Here is a 14,206-nt window from a genome sequence, read left to right on the forward strand (position 1 = left end):
GCGCCCCTCGGGGGAGGGCCGGGGGAGGGCCGGTCAGGTGTTCCGGCTCCACCGCGGCGTGACCAGGGCCGTCTCGTAGGCGATCACGACCAGCTGGGCGCGGTCGCGCACGCCCAGCTTCACCATGGAGCGGCTGACGTGGGTCTTGGCCGTGGCAGGGCTGACCACCAGCCGGGCGGCGATCTCCTCGTTGGACAGCCCGCCCCCGACCAGGGCGACCACCTCGCGCTCGCGGTCGGTGAGCCCGTTGAGGCGGACCGAGGGGTCCGGGGCGCTGGGCGGGCGGCGGGCGTAGTCGGAGATCAGCCGCCGTGTGATCGCCGGCGAGAGCAGCGCCTCGCCCGCGTGCACGACCCGCACCGCCTGCAGGAGGTCGCGGGGCTCGGTGTCCTTGACCAGGAACCCGCTGGCCCCGGCGCGCAGCGCCTCGAAGATGTACTCGTCCAGGTCGAACGTGGTGAGGATGACGACCCGCGTCTCCGAGAGGCCGGGGTCCGCGAGGATGCGCCCGGCGGCGGCCAGGCCGTCCACACCCGGCATGCGGATGTCCATCAGGACCACGTCGGGCCGCTCCGCGCGGGCCAGCCGGACCGCCTCCTCGCCGTCACCAGCCTCGGCGACCACCCCGATGTCGGGGGCGCTGTCCAGGAGTGCGCGGAAACCCGCGCGCACCAGGGCCTGGTCGTCGGCGAGCAGCACCCTGATCACGGCGTCCTCGTTTCGTCGGCGCCGGACGGGCCGTGCACGTCCGGCGGGATGGAGTCCGGCTGTCCCGGCCCGGCCGGCCCCAACGGCAGCCGCGCCCGCACCCGGAATCCTCCCCCCTCCAGGGGGCCCGCGTCCACCGTGCCGCCGACCAGGGCGGCGCGTTCGCGCATCCCGGTGATGCCGTTGCCCGGCACCGGGGGGCCGACCGTGCCGCGGCCGTCGTCCGTCACCTCGACCACCAGGGCGGACGCCCCGTGCTCGATCCGCACCCGGACGGCCGTCGCGCCGGAGTGGCGCACGGTGTTGGTGAGCGCCTCCTGCACGGTGCGGTAGGCGGCGGAGTCGGTGCTGACGGGCAGGTGGGAGGGGGCTCCGACGACCTCGACCTCCACGTCGAGCCCCGCGGTCCGCGTGCCCTCGGCGAGTTCGCCCACCCGGTCGAGCCCGGGGACCGGCGACCTCGGCGCGGCCTCGTCCACGGCGCGCAGCACCCCCAGCATCCCGCGCAGCTCGGTCAGGGTGTCCTTGCTGGTCTGCTTGATGGTGGCCAGGGCCTCCGCGGCGCGCCCGGGCTCCGTCTCGATGAGGTAGAGGGCGGTGCCGGCCTGCACGTTGATCAGCGAGATGTTGTGCGCGACGGTGTCGTGCACGTCCCGGGCCAGCCGGACCCGCTCCTCCGACGCCCGGCGGAGCACCTCCTCCTCCTTCGTGCGGCCCGCCTCGAGCGCGCGCTCGCGGTCGGCCCGCAGGTACTCCTGGCGCCAGCGCACGACCTCGCCCGTGCACAGCAGCAGCATGACCCAGGCGACCATGCCCACCGCCTCGAAGCGGAACCCGCCGCTCACCAGCAGCTCGTAGGCGTTGACCGCGGCGAACTGGCCGACGCCCAGCGTCCACCCGAACACGCGGTGGCCCCAGCGGACCAGGGTGTAGAGCATGACGGCGGTGCACAGCATGACCATGCCGTCCGGGAAGCCCAGGGGGTAGTAGACGGTCGCGGAGACGATCGAGACCAGGCCCACGACGCGCGGGAAGGCGGTCCGCCACAGGAGCGGCAGGCACGCCCCCAGGACGAGGGCCCACCCCCACGGCCAGAGCTCGCGGTCCGTGGGGACGGGGTCGAGCCACTCGACCAGGAGCGTGCTGCCCGCGGACAGGACCAGCAGGACCAGGGCGAGCCAGGCGTCGGTGCGCGTCGGGCGCGGGAGTAGTGCTGCCACACCCACGACGGTACGGTCACCCCCCGGGGCCGCGCGTCCTCCTCAGGGGTGCACTTCGCGCGTCGGCGTACTCCCCCCGGAGTACGCGCCCCGGGCCCCGCGTCCCCGGGAACCCCGTCGGCCGTGAGCGGCGGCCGGTTCCGGCCGTCCGCGCCGGGGCCCGGCGGCGGGCTCAGAACACGTCGTCCGGCGGGGCGGGGGAGTCGACCGCGTCCGCGTCGTGGACGGGCGCGCGGCCCGCGACGAAGCGGTCCAGCTCCCCGCCCTCCAGCAGCCGGGCCATCTCCGGGTCGCGGTGCGCGCGGCGGCCCAGGTCCTCCGTGGGGAGCGGCCGGTGCCCGGCCACCAGGACGAGGTTGCCGAACCGGCGCCCGCGCAGGATGGCGGGCGCGGCGGTCAGGGCCACGTGCGGCAGCACCGCACGGGCGGTCGCCGCCTGGGCGCGGGTGTGCTCCAGGGAGTGGCCGTCGCCGATGTTCACCGCCAGCAGGCCTCCGGGCCTCAGCACGCGCGCCATCTCCCCGTAGAACTCCACCGAGGTCAGCCGCGCGGGCGTGCGCGCCCCCGCGAACACGTCGCTGACGACCAGGTCCGCGCTGTCGGCGTGCCGGGCGCCGATCCACTCGCGGGCGTCGCCGATCCCCACCCGCAGCTGCGCTCTGCGGTCCCACGGCAGCCGCCGCCGCACCATCTCCACCAGAGGGGCGTCGACGTCCACCGCGCGCTGCCGCGAGCCCGGGCGGGTGTGCGCCACGTACCGGGCCAGGGTCAGCGCCCCCGCTCCCAGGTGCAGGGCGTCGATCGGCTCGCCCGCGGGCGCGACGAGGTCGGCGGCGTGCGCGATCCGCCGCATGTACGAGAAGTCCAGGTAGGACGGGTCCGCCAGGTCCACGTGGGACTGCGGCGTCCCCTCCACCACGAGGAACCACGAGTCGGACCGGTCCGCGTCCGCGAGCAGCTCCGTCCCGGGAACGCCCTCCTGCTCCCCGGCCCCGTCGGGTCCCGCGTCCCGAGTACCGCGTCTGCCCATGCTCTTCCCCGTTCGTCGGCGGCGTCCGCCGGCCCCTGTGCCGGCCGCGCCCGCCGCCGGGATCGCCGGCCACCAAGCCTAGGTACGGGCGGGAGCGCTCGCGCAACCCACGCGCGAACGCGTCCGCACTACCGCTAGCCTGGGACTCCCTTAGTCCTGATCCCCACGCCCCACGGGCGTGTTCACCGAGGAGTGGCCGTGCTGCTGCGGATGTCGAACCTGTTCCTTCGCACCCTGCGTGAGGACCCGGCGGACGCCGAGGTGCCGAGCCACAAGCTCCTCGTCCGCGGCGGGTTCGTGCGACGGGCCGCCCCCGGCATCTACTCCTGGCTGCCCCTGGGCAAGATGGTCCTGGACAACGTCGCCCGCGTCGTGCGCGAGGAGATGGACGCCATCGGCGGCCAGGAGGTCCTCCTGCCCGCCCTCCTGCCCAAGGAGTACTACGAGGCGACCGGCCGCTGGGAGGAGTACGGCGACACCCTGTTCCGCCTCAAGGACCGCAAGGGCGCCGACTACCTGCTCGGCCCCACGCACGAGGAGCTGTTCACGCTCCTGGTCAAGGGCGAGTACTCCTCCTACAAGGACTTCCCCGTCGTCCTGTACCAGATCCAGGAGAAGTTCCGCGACGAGGCGCGCCCCCGGGCGGGCGTGCTCCGCGGCCGCGAGTTCCACATGAAGGACTCCTACTCCTTCGACATCGACGACGAGGGCCTCCGTGCCTCCTACGAGGCGCACCGCGCCGCCTACATCCGGATCTTCGACCGGCTCGGGCTGGAGTACGTGATCGTCTCCGCCACGTCCGGGGCCATGGGCGGGTCCGCCTCGGAGGAGTTCCTGGCCGTGGCCCCGAGCGGCGAGGACACCTTCGTGCGCAGCACGGAGTCCGACTACGCCGCGAACGTCGAGGCCGTCGCCACCCCGGCGCCCCCGGCGCTGCCCGTCGAGGGGCTGCCCGAGGCGGTGGTGCACCACACCCCGGGCACCGCGACCATCCAGACGCTGGTGGACTTCCTCAACGGGGCCGGGCTGGGCCGCGACTTCAGCGAGGCCGACACCCTCAAGAACCTCCTCGTCAAGACCCGCGAGCCCGGCGCCGAGGAGTGGAAGCTGCTGGCCATCGGCCTGCCCGGCGACCGCGAGGTCGACCTCAAGCGCCTGGAGGCCGCACTGGAGCCCACCGAGGTCGCGCTCCTGGACGAGGCCGACTTCGCGGCCAACCCCTTCCTGGCCAAGGGCTACATCGGCCCCCTCGCCCTGTTGGACAACAAGGTCCGCTACCTGGTCGACCCGCGCGTGGTCACCGGCACCGCCTGGGTGACCGGCGCGGACAGGGCCGACCACCACGTCATCGGCCTGGTGGCCGGGCGCGACTTCACCCCGGACGGCGTCATCGACGTCGCCGAGGTCCGCGACGGCGACCCCTCGCCCGACGGGCGGGGCACGCTGTACACCTCGCGCGGCATCGAGATCGGCCACATCTTCCAGCTCGGCCGCAAGTACACCGACTCCTTCCAGGTGGACGCCCTCGGAGCCGACGGCAAGCCCAAGCGCATCACCATGGGCTCCTACGGGATCGGCGTCTCGCGCGCCGTCGCCTGCGTCGTCGAGCAGTCCCACGACGACAAGGGCATCGTCTGGCCGCGCGCCATCGCGCCCGCCGACGTGCACGTGGTCGGCACCGGCAAGGGCGAGCAGATCGAGGAGGCCCTGCGGATCGGTGCGGAGCTGGAGGCGCGCGGACTGCGCGTCCTCGTGGACGATCGCAAGGGCGTCTCGCCGGGCGTCAAGTTCACCGACTCCGAACTGCTCGGCATCCCGACCGGCGTCATCATCGGCCGCGGGCTCAAGGACGGCCTGGTGGAGCTGCGGGACCGCGCCACCGGCGACCGCGAGGAGGTCGCCCTGGCCGAGATCGTGGACCGCACCGTCGCCGCCTGCCGCGGCTAGGCCGACCGGGGGCGAGGGGCCGGGGAGCAGGTCCCCGGCCCCTCGCGCGTGCTCCCGTCAGGCGGTCTCGAAGCCGGGGAGGGCGTCCAGCTCCCCGCCCCACTCCAGGCCCCGCAGCGTCGTCTCCTGGAGGGCGCGCGCGGCCCTCGACCGCAGACCGGCGTCGCCCGACGCCGTCAGCCACAGGTACGCACGCGCCGCCGTCTCCTCCAGCCCGACCGCGAAGGCGTCGAAGCCGTCGCCGTCGCGCCCCTCCGGCAGGGGATACGTCGCCAGCGCCGAGGGCGCCCCGAAGCCGCGTTCCACCGCCGCCGCGCGCAGCGCGTCACGCAGGGCCTTGTGCTGCTGGGCGGCCTCCAGGGCGCGCTCGCGCCGGTCCCGGTCCCCGGCGGCACCGCCGACGAACTCGTACCCGTACACCGCCGCGTGCTCGGCGCTCAGCGCCTCGGCCAGCGCGTCGGGGCCGGGGTCCGCGCCGGGGTCCGCCCCGCCCGGGGTGGACGCGGGACTCTCGCTCACCAGTACCGCCTTCAGGTTCGTGGATGCCGTGCGGGAAGGCCGGGCCTAGGCCCGGGCCAGAAGGTACGCGTGTCCTGCCTCGCAGGCGCCGATGCCGCTGATCAGCTGGGCCAGGCCGGGGTCGGACACGGCCGCGGCCTGGTCGAGGCGCGCACTCGTCGCGGCCGACTCCAGCAGGCGCAGTCCCGCGGTGTCCAGCGCCTCCCCGGGCGCGGGCCCGTCCTCCGGAGGGGTTCCCCCGGCCCGGTCGGCGGGAGGGGTGGGTGAGGCGTCCTCGGGGAGCGACTCCACGAGCGCGTCCACATGGGTCAGGTGGTGCTCCAGCAGCCGCTCCAGCAGGTCCGCCGGCCCCGTCCCGCCGGCGATCGCGGCCTCGTAGAGGGACACCGCCCGCTCCTTCTCCCGGATCACCGACCGGAGCACGTACTCGTCCGGGGTCACGTCCGCGGGGTACCACTCCGCCCCGCCGCACCCGGCCAGACCCGCGACCGCCGCTCCGGCCGCCGCAGCGCCCAGCACCGTGCGGCGGCTGACGCAGCCGTTCACCTGGCCCACGTGCTCTCCTTCCGTGCCCCGCGCCGCCCCTCGCCGGCACGGCGGCCGCCCGGGACGGCCACGGCCCCATCTTTCCACGGTCCGCGCGGGGCCCGGCCCCTGCCGACACACCCCTCCACGCGGGCCTTCCCGCCTCCCGGGGCCACTCCGCGGCGCCTCCCCGGCACCGACGGCGACCTGGAGGACGCCCGGGTGTGGATACCCTTGCAGCACAACCGCCGTCGCACGCGACGCGCGGCCGGTCCGCGTCCCCCGGGGGGCGGACCGTTCAGTCGCAGACTACGTACAGAGCTGGACCGCCCCGTACACCGGCCCGAGGCCGAGCGGGCGGGATTTCTCCGCTGGAGGGGCAGACACCACATGGGAGCGCAGGCACGCGAAGAGCGCATCGCCGAGCTGCTGGAGCCGGTACTGGCCGAGGCCGGACTGGACCTGGAGGCCGTCGAGCTGACACCGGCGGGCAAGCGCCGGGTCCTGCGCGTCGTCGTCGACTCCGACGACGGGGTGGACCTGGACCGGGTCGGCGAGGTCAGCCAGGAGGTCAACGCCGCGCTGGACGCCTCCGACGTCATGGGCGAGCTGCCCTACGTCCTGGAGGTCACCTCGCCCGGGGTGGACCGTCCGCTGACGCAGCCGCGCCACTGGCGGCGCTCCCGTGGACGGCTGGTGAAGGCCGCCCTCGCCGGGGGCGGCGACGTCACCGGCCGGGTCACCGACGCCGACGACGAGGGGGTCACCCTCGACGTCGGGGGCCGGCCCCGCACCCTCGCCCACGCCGAGCTCGGCCCGGGCAGGGTCCAGGTGGAATTCCGTCGCGAAGCCGACACCGACGCGGCGGACTAGAGGGGGAGCCCCGTGGATATTGACATGAGTGTCCTGCGCAGCCTGGAGCGCGAGAAGGACATCGCGGTCGAGCTGGTGGCCAAGGCCATCGAGGACGCGCTTCTGATCGCCTACCACCGCGAAGAGGGACCCGACAAGAAGGCCAGGGTCGAGCTCAACCGCTCGACCGGCCACGTGACCGTGTGGGTGTCCGAGACGGACGAGGAGGGCGAGGTCGTCGGCGAGTTCGACGGCACCCCGTCCGGCTTCGGCCGCATCGCGACCTCCACCGCCAAGCAGGTCATCCTCCAGCGCCTGCGGGACGCCGAGGACGAGCTCACCCTGGGCGAGTTCGCCGGGCGCGAGCACGACATCGTCTCCGGCATCATCCAGCAGGGCAAGGACCCCCGGAACGTGCTGGTCGACCTCGGCAAGCTCGAAGCGGTCCTGCCCCCGCAGGAGCAGGTCCCCACCGAGACCTACACCCACGGGGAGCGGCTGCGCGCCTACGTGGTCCAGGTCCGCAAGGGGCACCGGGGTCCGTCGGTCACCCTCTCGCGCACCCATCCCAACCTGGTGCGCAAGCTCTTCGAGCTGGAGGTGCCCGAGATCGCCGACGGCACCGTCGAGATCTCGGCGATCGCCCGGGAGGCGGGCCACCGCACCAAGATGGCCGTCCGGTCGCACCGGGGCGGGGTCAACGCCAAGGGCGCCTGCATCGGTCCGCTCGGCAGCCGTGTCCGCAACGTGATGGCGGAACTCCACGGAGAGAAGATCGACATCGTCGACTTCTCCGACGACCCGGCCGTGTTCGTGGCCAACGCCCTGTCCCCGGCGCGGGTCAACTCCGTGGAAATCCTCGACATGGCCGCGCGTGTCGCGAGGGTCGTCGTGCCCGACTACCAGCAGTCCCTGGCGATCGGCAAGGAGGGCCAGAACGCCCGCCTCGCCGCCCGTCTGACCGGTTGGCGCATCGACATCCGCTCCGACGCCGAACCCGCCGGCGGTCCCGCCGACGGTGACGGAACCGACGGCGACGACGCCGCCGCGGCCGGTTAATCGGGTCGCGGCGATGCCCCGACGCGATATGGTGGCCGGAGACGGTCCCGACGGCCCTGTGCGCACATGCGTGGGGTGCCGGTCTCGGGCAGTCCAGTCCGACCTCGTGCGGCTGGTGGCTGTGGGCACGGCCATCATGCCCGACACCCGGGGTCGACGTCCGGGGCGTGGCGCCTACCTGCACGACGACCGGCGGTGCCTCGAGCTCGCCGAGCGTCGCAGGGTATGGTCCCGCGCCTACCGGAGGGGAGCGGGTGACGCCGGGTGGGACCTCTCACCCGTAGAGGCCCTGCTCGATGCCGCCCCTCGTGGCGGATAGGGCTACCGCTCCCGATAGGGTTGGAATGTCTGGGCCGGCCTCCTGGTTGTCATAACCGAGGTCGGCGTACCAGTGCTGTGTCGGCACGCGAGTACCGACCCATTGTTGTGTAGCGATGAGGAAGCAGGTCGAGATTGCGATGAGCGCCTGATGAGTACGCAGCGATGAGTAACTCGAGCTAACGACGGTCCGGCACAAGCCCATGTCCCGGACCGAAGCTGAAGGAGAGTAGTGGCGAAGGTCCGGGTGTACGAACTCGCCAAGGAGTTCGGTGTAGAGAGCAAGGCCGTGCTGGCCAAGCTCAACGAGATGGGCGAATTCGTCCGTTCGGCGTCCTCGACGATAGAGGCCCCCGTCGTGCGACGCCTCCAAGAAGCCTTCAACAACGGTTCCGACGGCGGCAGGAAGGGCTCGGCTCCCAAGCCCGGCCCCCGCGCCGCGTCCGAGCCGGGTGCGGCCCCCAAGCCGGGGCCCGCTCCCAAGCCCGGCCCGAAGCCGGGTCCGGCCGCGCCCAAGCCGTCGGCTGCGCAGGGCGAGTCCGCCCCGCGTCCCGGCGCGCCCAAGCCCGGCCCCAAGGCCCCCCGCGGCGAGGCGGGTGCCCGCCCCGGCGGCGCGCCCAAGCCCGGTGGTCCGGCAGGCCGGCCCGAGGGTGTGCGCTCCGAGGAGCCCCGCCCCGAGGGCGGGCGTCCCGAGGGTGGGCGTCCCGAGGGTGGACGGCCCGAGGGCGGGCGTCCCGAGCGCGGCGAGCGCCCCCCGCGGGGCGACCGTCCCGAGCGCGGCGAGCGTCCCCAGCGGGGCGAGCGTCCCGAGCGCGGCGGCGCCCGTCCGGGCCCGCGCACGTCCGGTCCGCGTCCGGGCAACAACCCGTTCGCGTCCAACGCCTCCGGCATGGGCTCCAAGCCCGCTCCGCGTCCCGGTGCCGCTCCCGGCGCCGGCGCTCCGCGTCCGGGCGGTCCCCGTCCGGGTCCGCGTCCCGGCCCGCAGGGCGGCGGCGACCAGCGCGCTCCGCGTCCCGGTGCCGCTCCCGGCGCCGGCGCTCCGCGTCCGGGCGGTCCCCGTCCGGGTCCGCGTCCCGGCCCGCAGGGCGGCGGCGACCAGCGCGCCCCGCGTCCCGGCGGCGCTCCCGGCGCCCCGCGTCCGGGCGGTGCCGCAGGCGGACCTCCGCGTCCCGGCGGCGGCGCCGGCGGACCCCGTCCCGGCGGTCCGCGTCCCAGTCCCATGAACATGCCCTCGTCCCGTCCGGCCTCGCCCGCGGGCGGCGGTCGCGGCGGTGCCGGCGGCGGCCGTCCCGGCGGCGGCGGTGGCCGCGGTCGCGGGGGAGCCCCCGCGGGTGCGGGTCCGCGTCCCGGTGGCGGCGGCGGTGCCGGCGGCGGTCGTCCGGGCGGCTTCGGCGGTCGTCCCGGCGGCGGCGGTCGCGGTCGCGGCGGCGGAACCGCCGGCGCGTTCGGCCGTCCGGGCGGTCGTCCCGGGCGTGCCCGCAAGTCCAAGAAGCAGCGGCGCCAGGAGTTCAACGACCTCCAGGCACCGTCCTTCGGCGGCGTCAAGATCCCGAGCGGCAACAACCAGGTCATCCGCCTGTCCCGCGGCGCCTCGCTGTCGGACTTCGGTGACAAGATCGACGTCAACCCGGCGTCGCTCGTCCAGGTCATGATGCACCTGGGTGAGATGGTCACCGCGACCCAGTCGCTGCCCGACGAGTCGCTCCAGCTGCTGGGCGAGGAGCTCAGCTACCGCATCGAGGTCGTCAGTCCCGAGGACGAGGACCGCGAGCTGCTGGAGTCCTTCTCCATCGAGTTCGGCGAGGACGACGGCACGGCCGAGGACCTGCGTCCCCGCCCGCCCGTGGTCACCGTCATGGGCCACGTCGACCACGGTAAGACCCGACTGCTGGACACCATCCGCAAGACCAACGTCGTCAGCGGCGAGGCCGGCGGTATCACCCAGCACATCGGCGCCTACCAGGTCGCCACCGAGGTGGACGGCGAGGAGCGCAGGCTCACCTTCATCGACACCCCGGGCCACGAGGCGTTCACCGCCATGCGTGCCCGCGGTGCGAAGGTCACCGACATCGCGGTGCTGGTGGTCGCGGCCGACGACGGCGTCAAGCCGCAGACGGCCGAGGCCATCGACCACGCCAAGGCGGCCGAGGTGCCGATCGTGGTCGCGGTCAACAAGATCGACGTCGAGGGCGCCGACCCGCAGCGGGTCCGTGCGCAGCTCACCGAGTACGGCCTGGTCGCCGAGGAGTACGGCGGCGACGTCCAGTTCGTGGACATCTCCGCGCTCAGGGGCGACAACATCGACGGCCTGCTCGAGTCGATCGTGCTGACCTCCGACGCGGCGCTCGACCTGACCGCCAACCCGAACATGGACGCCCAGGGTCTGGCCATCGAGGCCTACCTGGACCGCGGTCGCGGTTCCATGGCCACGGTGCTGGTCCAGCGCGGCACGCTCAACGTGGGCGACTCGATCGTCTGCGGCGACGCCTACGGCCGTGTGCGCGCCATGCTCGACGAGCACGGCGACAACGTGCAGAGCGCCGAGCCGTCCCGTCCGGTGCAGGTGCTGGGTCTGACCAACGTTCCCAGCGCCGGCGACAGCTTCCTGGTCGTCAAGGACGACCGGGTGGCACGTCAGATCGCGCAGCAGCGCGAGGCGCGCGAGCGCTTCGCCCAGCAGGCGCGTTCGGCCCGCCGCGTCACGTTCGAGACCTGGCAGGACGCCCTCAAGGAGGGTGAGCGCTCCGAGCTGCTCCTCCTCATCAAGGGCGACATGTCCGGTTCGGTCGAGGCGCTGGAGGAGTCGCTCCTCAAGATCGACTCGGGTGGCGACGAGGTCAACATCCGCGTCATCGGCCGGGGTGTCGGTGCGATCACGCAGAACGACATCAACCTGGCGTCGTCCGCCGACGCGATCATCATCGGCTTCAACGTTCGGCCCGAGGGCAAGAACAGCGAGCTCGCTGACCGCATGGGCGTCGACATCCGGTACTACTCGGTGATCTACCAGGCCATCGACGAGGTCGAGGCCGCGGTCAAGGGCCTCCTCAAGCCGGTCTACGAGGAAGTCCAGCTCGGCAGCGCCGAGGTCCGCGAGGTCTTCAAGGTTCCGAAGATCGGCAACATCGCGGGCTCGATCGTCCGCAGCGGCCTCATCCGCCGCAACACCAAGGCGCGGCTCATCCGCGAGGGTGTCGTCATCTCCGAGAACCTCACCGTGGAGTCCCTGCGGCGGTTCAAGGACGACGCGACCGAGGTCCGCGAGGGCTTCGAGTGCGGTATCGGTGTCGGCTACAACGACATCCGGGTCGAGGACGTCATCGAGACCTACGAGATGCAGGAGAAGCCCCGCGACTGATCCTCGCGGAGCCTGATCCGAAGGGGCCCCGGCCGTGAGGCCGGGGTCCCACACTCTTTCCCCACAACACCACAGGTGATCATTTGTACGTCGGGTCGCTGACCCTGGACGTCCTTCTCGGTGACGTCCACTCGCTCAAACAGAAGCGCTCGCTGGTCCGGCCGGTGATCGCCGAACTGCGCCGCAAGTTCTCCGTCTCGGTCTCCGAGGTCGGGGACCAGGACCTGTACCGACGGGCCAAGGTCGGCGTGGCGGTGGTCGCGCCGACGGCGGCGCACGCCCGTGACCTGATGGACACCTGCGAGCGTTTCGTCGCGGGACGTCCCGAACTGGAGCTGCTCTCCGCCAGGCAGCGGCTCTTCAACGAAGAGGAAGACTGACGATGGTTGACGCCGCACGCGCGCGGAAGATCGCCGACCGCATCCAGCGCATCGTCGCCGAGATGCTGGACCGGAGGATCAAGGACCCGCGCCTGGGATTCGTCACCGTGACCGACGCGCGCATCACCGCCGACCTGCGGGACGCCACGGTGTACTACACGGTGTTCGGCAGCCCGGAGGAGAAGGCCGCCTCCGCCGCCGCTCTGGAGAGCGCCAAGGGCGTCATCCGCAGCGAGGTGGGGCGCCAGACCGGTATCCGGCACACGCCGAGCCTGGCCTTCGTCATCGACGAGGTCCAGGAGAACGCCCAGCACATCGAGGAACTGCTGGTCAAGGCGCGCCAGTCCGACGCCGAGGTGGCCGAGAAGGCGACCGGCGCCAAGCACGCGGGGGAGGCCGACCCGTACAAGGCGCCCCGCGAGGACGAGGAGGACGAGGACGAGGACGAGTAGCCTCCCTCCCCGTTCCAGCACCACCGGCGGCGGCGCGGTCGCGCCGCCGCCGTCCCCTTCCCTCCAGAAGCTCCGAGGAGAGCCATGGCCGAGAGCGGCGTCGTCGTCGTCGACAAGCCCGCCGACTGGACCTCGCACGACGTGGTCGCCAAGACGCGCGGGCTGGCACGCACGCGCCGGGTCGGCCACGCGGGCACCCTCGACCCGATGGCCACGGGGGTCCTCGTACTGGGGATCGAGAAGGGCACCAAGCTCCTCGGCCACCTGACGCTGACCGAGAAGGAGTACGCGGCGACCATCCGGCTGGGCCTGGTGACCAACACCGACGACGCGGAGGGGGAGCCCGGCGCGCGGGTCGACGCCTCGGAGGTCGGTGACGGGGCCGTGCACGCGGCGGTCGCCCGGCTGACCGGTGAGATCCAGCAGGTCCCGCCACAGGTCAGCGCGATCAAGGTGGACGGCAAACGCGCCTACAAGTCGGCGCGTGAGGGCAAGGAGGTCGTGCTCCGGCCCCGCACGGTCACCGTGGCGCGGTTCGAGGTCACCGCCGTCCGCAGGGTGGAGGACGCCGACGGCGTCTTCGTGGACGTGGACGCCGACGTCACGTGCTCCAGCGGCACCTACATCCGCGCACTCGCCCGGGACATGGGCGAGGACCTGGGCGTGGGCGGCCACCTGACCGCCCTGCGCCGCACGCGGGTGGGGCCCTACGACCTGTCGCAGGCCCGCACGCTCGACCAGCTGGCCGAGGAGTTCACGCAGGTGCCGCTGGCCCGCGCGGTGGCGGTGGCCTTCCCGGTGCGCATGCTCACCGACGACGAGACCCGCCTGGTCCGGAACGGGAACCGGATCGAGCCGAGCTCGCTCGGCCCCGGGCCGGTCGGCATGTTCGCCCCCGACGGCCGGGTGATCGCGCTGGGGGAGAACCGCAGGGACCACATGAAGCCCCTGGTGGTGTTCGAGCCGGCCTGACCCCTCCGGGCGCCTCAGGACACGCCGAGGAAGTCCGCGAGGGCGGCGGTCAGCTCCGCCGGGCGCTCGACGGACGGAAGGTGTCCGGTGTCCGGCATCTCCAGCAGGCGTGCCCCGGGGATCCCCCCGGCGTACAGGTCGGCCACCTCCCGGACGGGCCCGGGCTCCGACAGGCCCTTCACCACGAGCGCGGGCGCGGCGATCTCTCCGAGCCGCTCCTCGGACGGCCTGTCGGGCCGGCGGGCGGTGAGGACGGGCCCGGACCACCGGCGGGCGAACAGCTCCCGCAGCATCAGGAGGGCCGTGTCCCACGCCTCGGGCGGCATGTCCTCGGGGTCCCGTCCGGGGCCCAGCACCATGAAGCGGGCCTGGGCCTGCGCCATCGCGGCGACGTCCGCGGGGTCGGGCTCGGCCCGTCCGGCGGCGTACACCTCCAGGCGCTCGTGGGGGACGGCGGCCAGGACCATCTTCCGCGACTCGCGGACGAACACCTCGGGCCACTCGTGCCCCGACATGCCCGGACACACCAGGGCCAGGGACTCGACCCGGTCGGGCGCGGCCAGCGCGGCGTCCGCGCAGTGGGCGCCGCCGTCGGAGGCGCCCACGAGGGTCGCGCGCCCGATGCCGAGCCCGTCCATGAGGGCGAGCAGGTCCTCGTGGTGGGTGACGGGCCCCTCGTGGTCGGCCGAACCGCCGTGGCCCCGCCAGTCGTACCGGACCACCCGGTGGGTTCGCGAGAGGGCGGCGAACTGGTGGTCCCACATGCGCCGGTCACCGACCTCGGCGTGCACGAACACGACCGCCGGCCCGGAGCCGGCCTCGTCGTACGCGAGCCGGGTGTCTCCCGTGTCGATCATCGCCATCCG

At 73.7% G+C, this 14,206-nt stretch carries 14 protein-coding genes; 8 read left to right on the forward strand and 6 right to left on the reverse strand.

The window, feature by feature from the left end; genetic code table 11:
• Window positions 1-33: 33 nt before the first annotated feature.
• The 3 genes from ACQPYD_RS05800 to ACQPYD_RS05810 all read right to left on the reverse strand — a co-directional run bounded on the left by ACQPYD_RS05800 (window position 34) and on the right by ACQPYD_RS05810 (window position 2,958).
• Window positions 34-708, reverse strand: a complete 675-nt coding sequence (locus ACQPYD_RS05800) for a response regulator (RefSeq protein ID WP_433700090.1) — start codon at window positions 706-708, stop codon at window positions 34-36.
• Window positions 705-1,928, reverse strand: a complete 1,224-nt coding sequence (locus ACQPYD_RS05805; protein WP_433700091.1) for a sensor histidine kinase — start codon at window positions 1,926-1,928, stop codon at window positions 705-707. Before ACQPYD_RS05805 ends, ACQPYD_RS05800 begins: the two co-directional genes overlap by 4 nt.
• 172 nt (window positions 1,929-2,100) lie before the next feature.
• The gene (locus tag ACQPYD_RS05810; protein WP_433700092.1) at window positions 2,101-2,958 is read right to left on the reverse strand and encodes a spermidine synthase; all 858 of its coding nucleotides are present in this window, start codon (window positions 2,956-2,958) and stop codon (window positions 2,101-2,103) included.
• Between the two features lie 210 nt (window positions 2,959-3,168).
• On the opposite strand from ACQPYD_RS05810, the gene ACQPYD_RS05815 reads away from it, so the two are divergent.
• Window positions 3,169-4,905, forward strand: a complete 1,737-nt coding sequence (locus ACQPYD_RS05815) for a proline--tRNA ligase (RefSeq protein WP_433701967.1) — start codon at window positions 3,169-3,171, stop codon at window positions 4,903-4,905.
• A 57-nt stretch (window positions 4,906-4,962) separates the two neighbouring features.
• Here the strand turns inward: ACQPYD_RS05815 and ACQPYD_RS05820 are convergent, their stop codons facing one another.
• Together ACQPYD_RS05820 and ACQPYD_RS05825 are read right to left on the reverse strand one after the other, a co-directional pair.
• A complete protein-coding gene (locus tag ACQPYD_RS05820) occupies window positions 4,963-5,424 on the reverse strand; it encodes a ferritin-like domain-containing protein (protein ID WP_433700093.1) in 462 nt (153 codons plus the stop codon).
• 45 nt (window positions 5,425-5,469) lie between these two features.
• On the reverse strand, window positions 5,470-5,979 hold the full coding sequence (locus ACQPYD_RS05825) for a ferritin-like domain-containing protein (RefSeq protein WP_433700094.1): 510 nt from the start codon (window positions 5,977-5,979) through the stop codon (window positions 5,470-5,472).
• A gap of 360 nt (window positions 5,980-6,339) precedes the next feature.
• Between ACQPYD_RS05825 and rimP the strand changes: the two genes are divergently transcribed.
• From rimP to truB, 7 genes are all read left to right on the forward strand, one after another.
• A complete protein-coding gene (gene rimP, locus ACQPYD_RS05830) occupies window positions 6,340-6,822 on the forward strand; it encodes a ribosome maturation factor RimP (RefSeq protein WP_402914386.1) in 483 nt (160 codons plus the stop codon).
• A gap of 24 nt (window positions 6,823-6,846) precedes the next feature.
• Window positions 6,847-7,860 (forward strand): transcription termination factor NusA, encoded by a 1,014-nt coding sequence (gene nusA, locus ACQPYD_RS05835; RefSeq protein WP_330158967.1) that lies wholly within the window; start codon window positions 6,847-6,849, stop codon window positions 7,858-7,860.
• 28 nt (window positions 7,861-7,888) lie between these two features.
• On the forward strand, window positions 7,889-8,179 hold the full coding sequence (locus tag ACQPYD_RS05840) for a YlxR family protein (protein WP_267950269.1): 291 nt from the start codon (window positions 7,889-7,891) through the stop codon (window positions 8,177-8,179).
• Between the two features lie 231 nt (window positions 8,180-8,410).
• Entirely contained in the window at window positions 8,411-11,536 is a 3,126-nt protein-coding gene (gene infB / locus ACQPYD_RS05845; protein WP_433700095.1) for a translation initiation factor IF-2, read from the forward strand.
• 83 nt (window positions 11,537-11,619) lie between these two features.
• Window positions 11,620-11,916, forward strand: coding sequence for a DUF503 domain-containing protein (locus ACQPYD_RS05850; RefSeq protein ID WP_402914393.1), 297 nt, complete (start codon window positions 11,620-11,622; stop codon window positions 11,914-11,916).
• A 2-nt stretch (window positions 11,917-11,918) separates the two neighbouring features.
• On the forward strand, window positions 11,919-12,368 hold the full coding sequence (gene rbfA / locus ACQPYD_RS05855) for a 30S ribosome-binding factor RbfA (RefSeq protein WP_433700096.1): 450 nt from the start codon (window positions 11,919-11,921) through the stop codon (window positions 12,366-12,368).
• 84 nt (window positions 12,369-12,452) lie between these two features.
• Window positions 12,453-13,340 carry a tRNA pseudouridine(55) synthase TruB gene (gene truB, locus ACQPYD_RS05860; protein ID WP_433700097.1) on the forward strand — a complete coding sequence of 296 codons (888 nt, stop codon included), beginning with the start codon at window positions 12,453-12,455 and terminating at the stop codon, window positions 13,338-13,340.
• A gap of 14 nt (window positions 13,341-13,354) precedes the next feature.
• Here the strand turns inward: truB and ACQPYD_RS05865 are convergent, their stop codons facing one another.
• Complete coding sequence (locus ACQPYD_RS05865; protein ID WP_433700098.1) at window positions 13,355-14,203, reverse strand: alpha/beta fold hydrolase; 849 nt, start codon at window positions 14,201-14,203, stop codon at window positions 13,355-13,357.
• Window positions 14,204-14,206: the final 3 nt, after the last annotated feature.

The sequence above is a fragment of the Nocardiopsis sp. CA-288880 genome, assembly GCF_050955985.1.
GTDB lineage: Bacteria > Actinomycetota > Actinomycetes > Streptosporangiales > Streptosporangiaceae > Nocardiopsis > Nocardiopsis tropica.

Excerpts from the sequence above, each read along its gene's own strand:
- ACQPYD_RS05865 (WP_433700098.1), bottom strand. The coding sequence starts at position 14,203 with ATGGCGATGATCGACACGGGAGACACCCGGCTCGCGTACGACGAGGCC.
- nusA (WP_330158967.1), top strand. The coding sequence starts at position 6,847 with ATGAGTGTCCTGCGCAGCCTGGAGCGCGAGAAGGACATCGCGGTCGAG.
- ACQPYD_RS05815 (WP_433701967.1), top strand. The coding sequence starts at position 3,169 with ATGTCGAACCTGTTCCTTCGCACCCTGCGTGAGGACCCGGCGGACGCC.
- rimP (WP_402914386.1), top strand. The coding sequence starts at position 6,340 with ATGGGAGCGCAGGCACGCGAAGAGCGCATCGCCGAGCTGCTGGAGCCG.
- rbfA (WP_433700096.1), top strand. The coding sequence starts at position 11,919 with ATGGTTGACGCCGCACGCGCGCGGAAGATCGCCGACCGCATCCAGCGC.
- truB (WP_433700097.1), top strand. The coding sequence starts at position 12,453 with ATGGCCGAGAGCGGCGTCGTCGTCGTCGACAAGCCCGCCGACTGGACC.
- ACQPYD_RS05810 (WP_433700092.1), bottom strand. The coding sequence starts at position 2,958 with ATGGGCAGACGCGGTACTCGGGACGCGGGACCCGACGGGGCCGGGGAG.
- ACQPYD_RS05840 (WP_267950269.1), top strand. The coding sequence starts at position 7,889 with ATGGTGGCCGGAGACGGTCCCGACGGCCCTGTGCGCACATGCGTGGGG.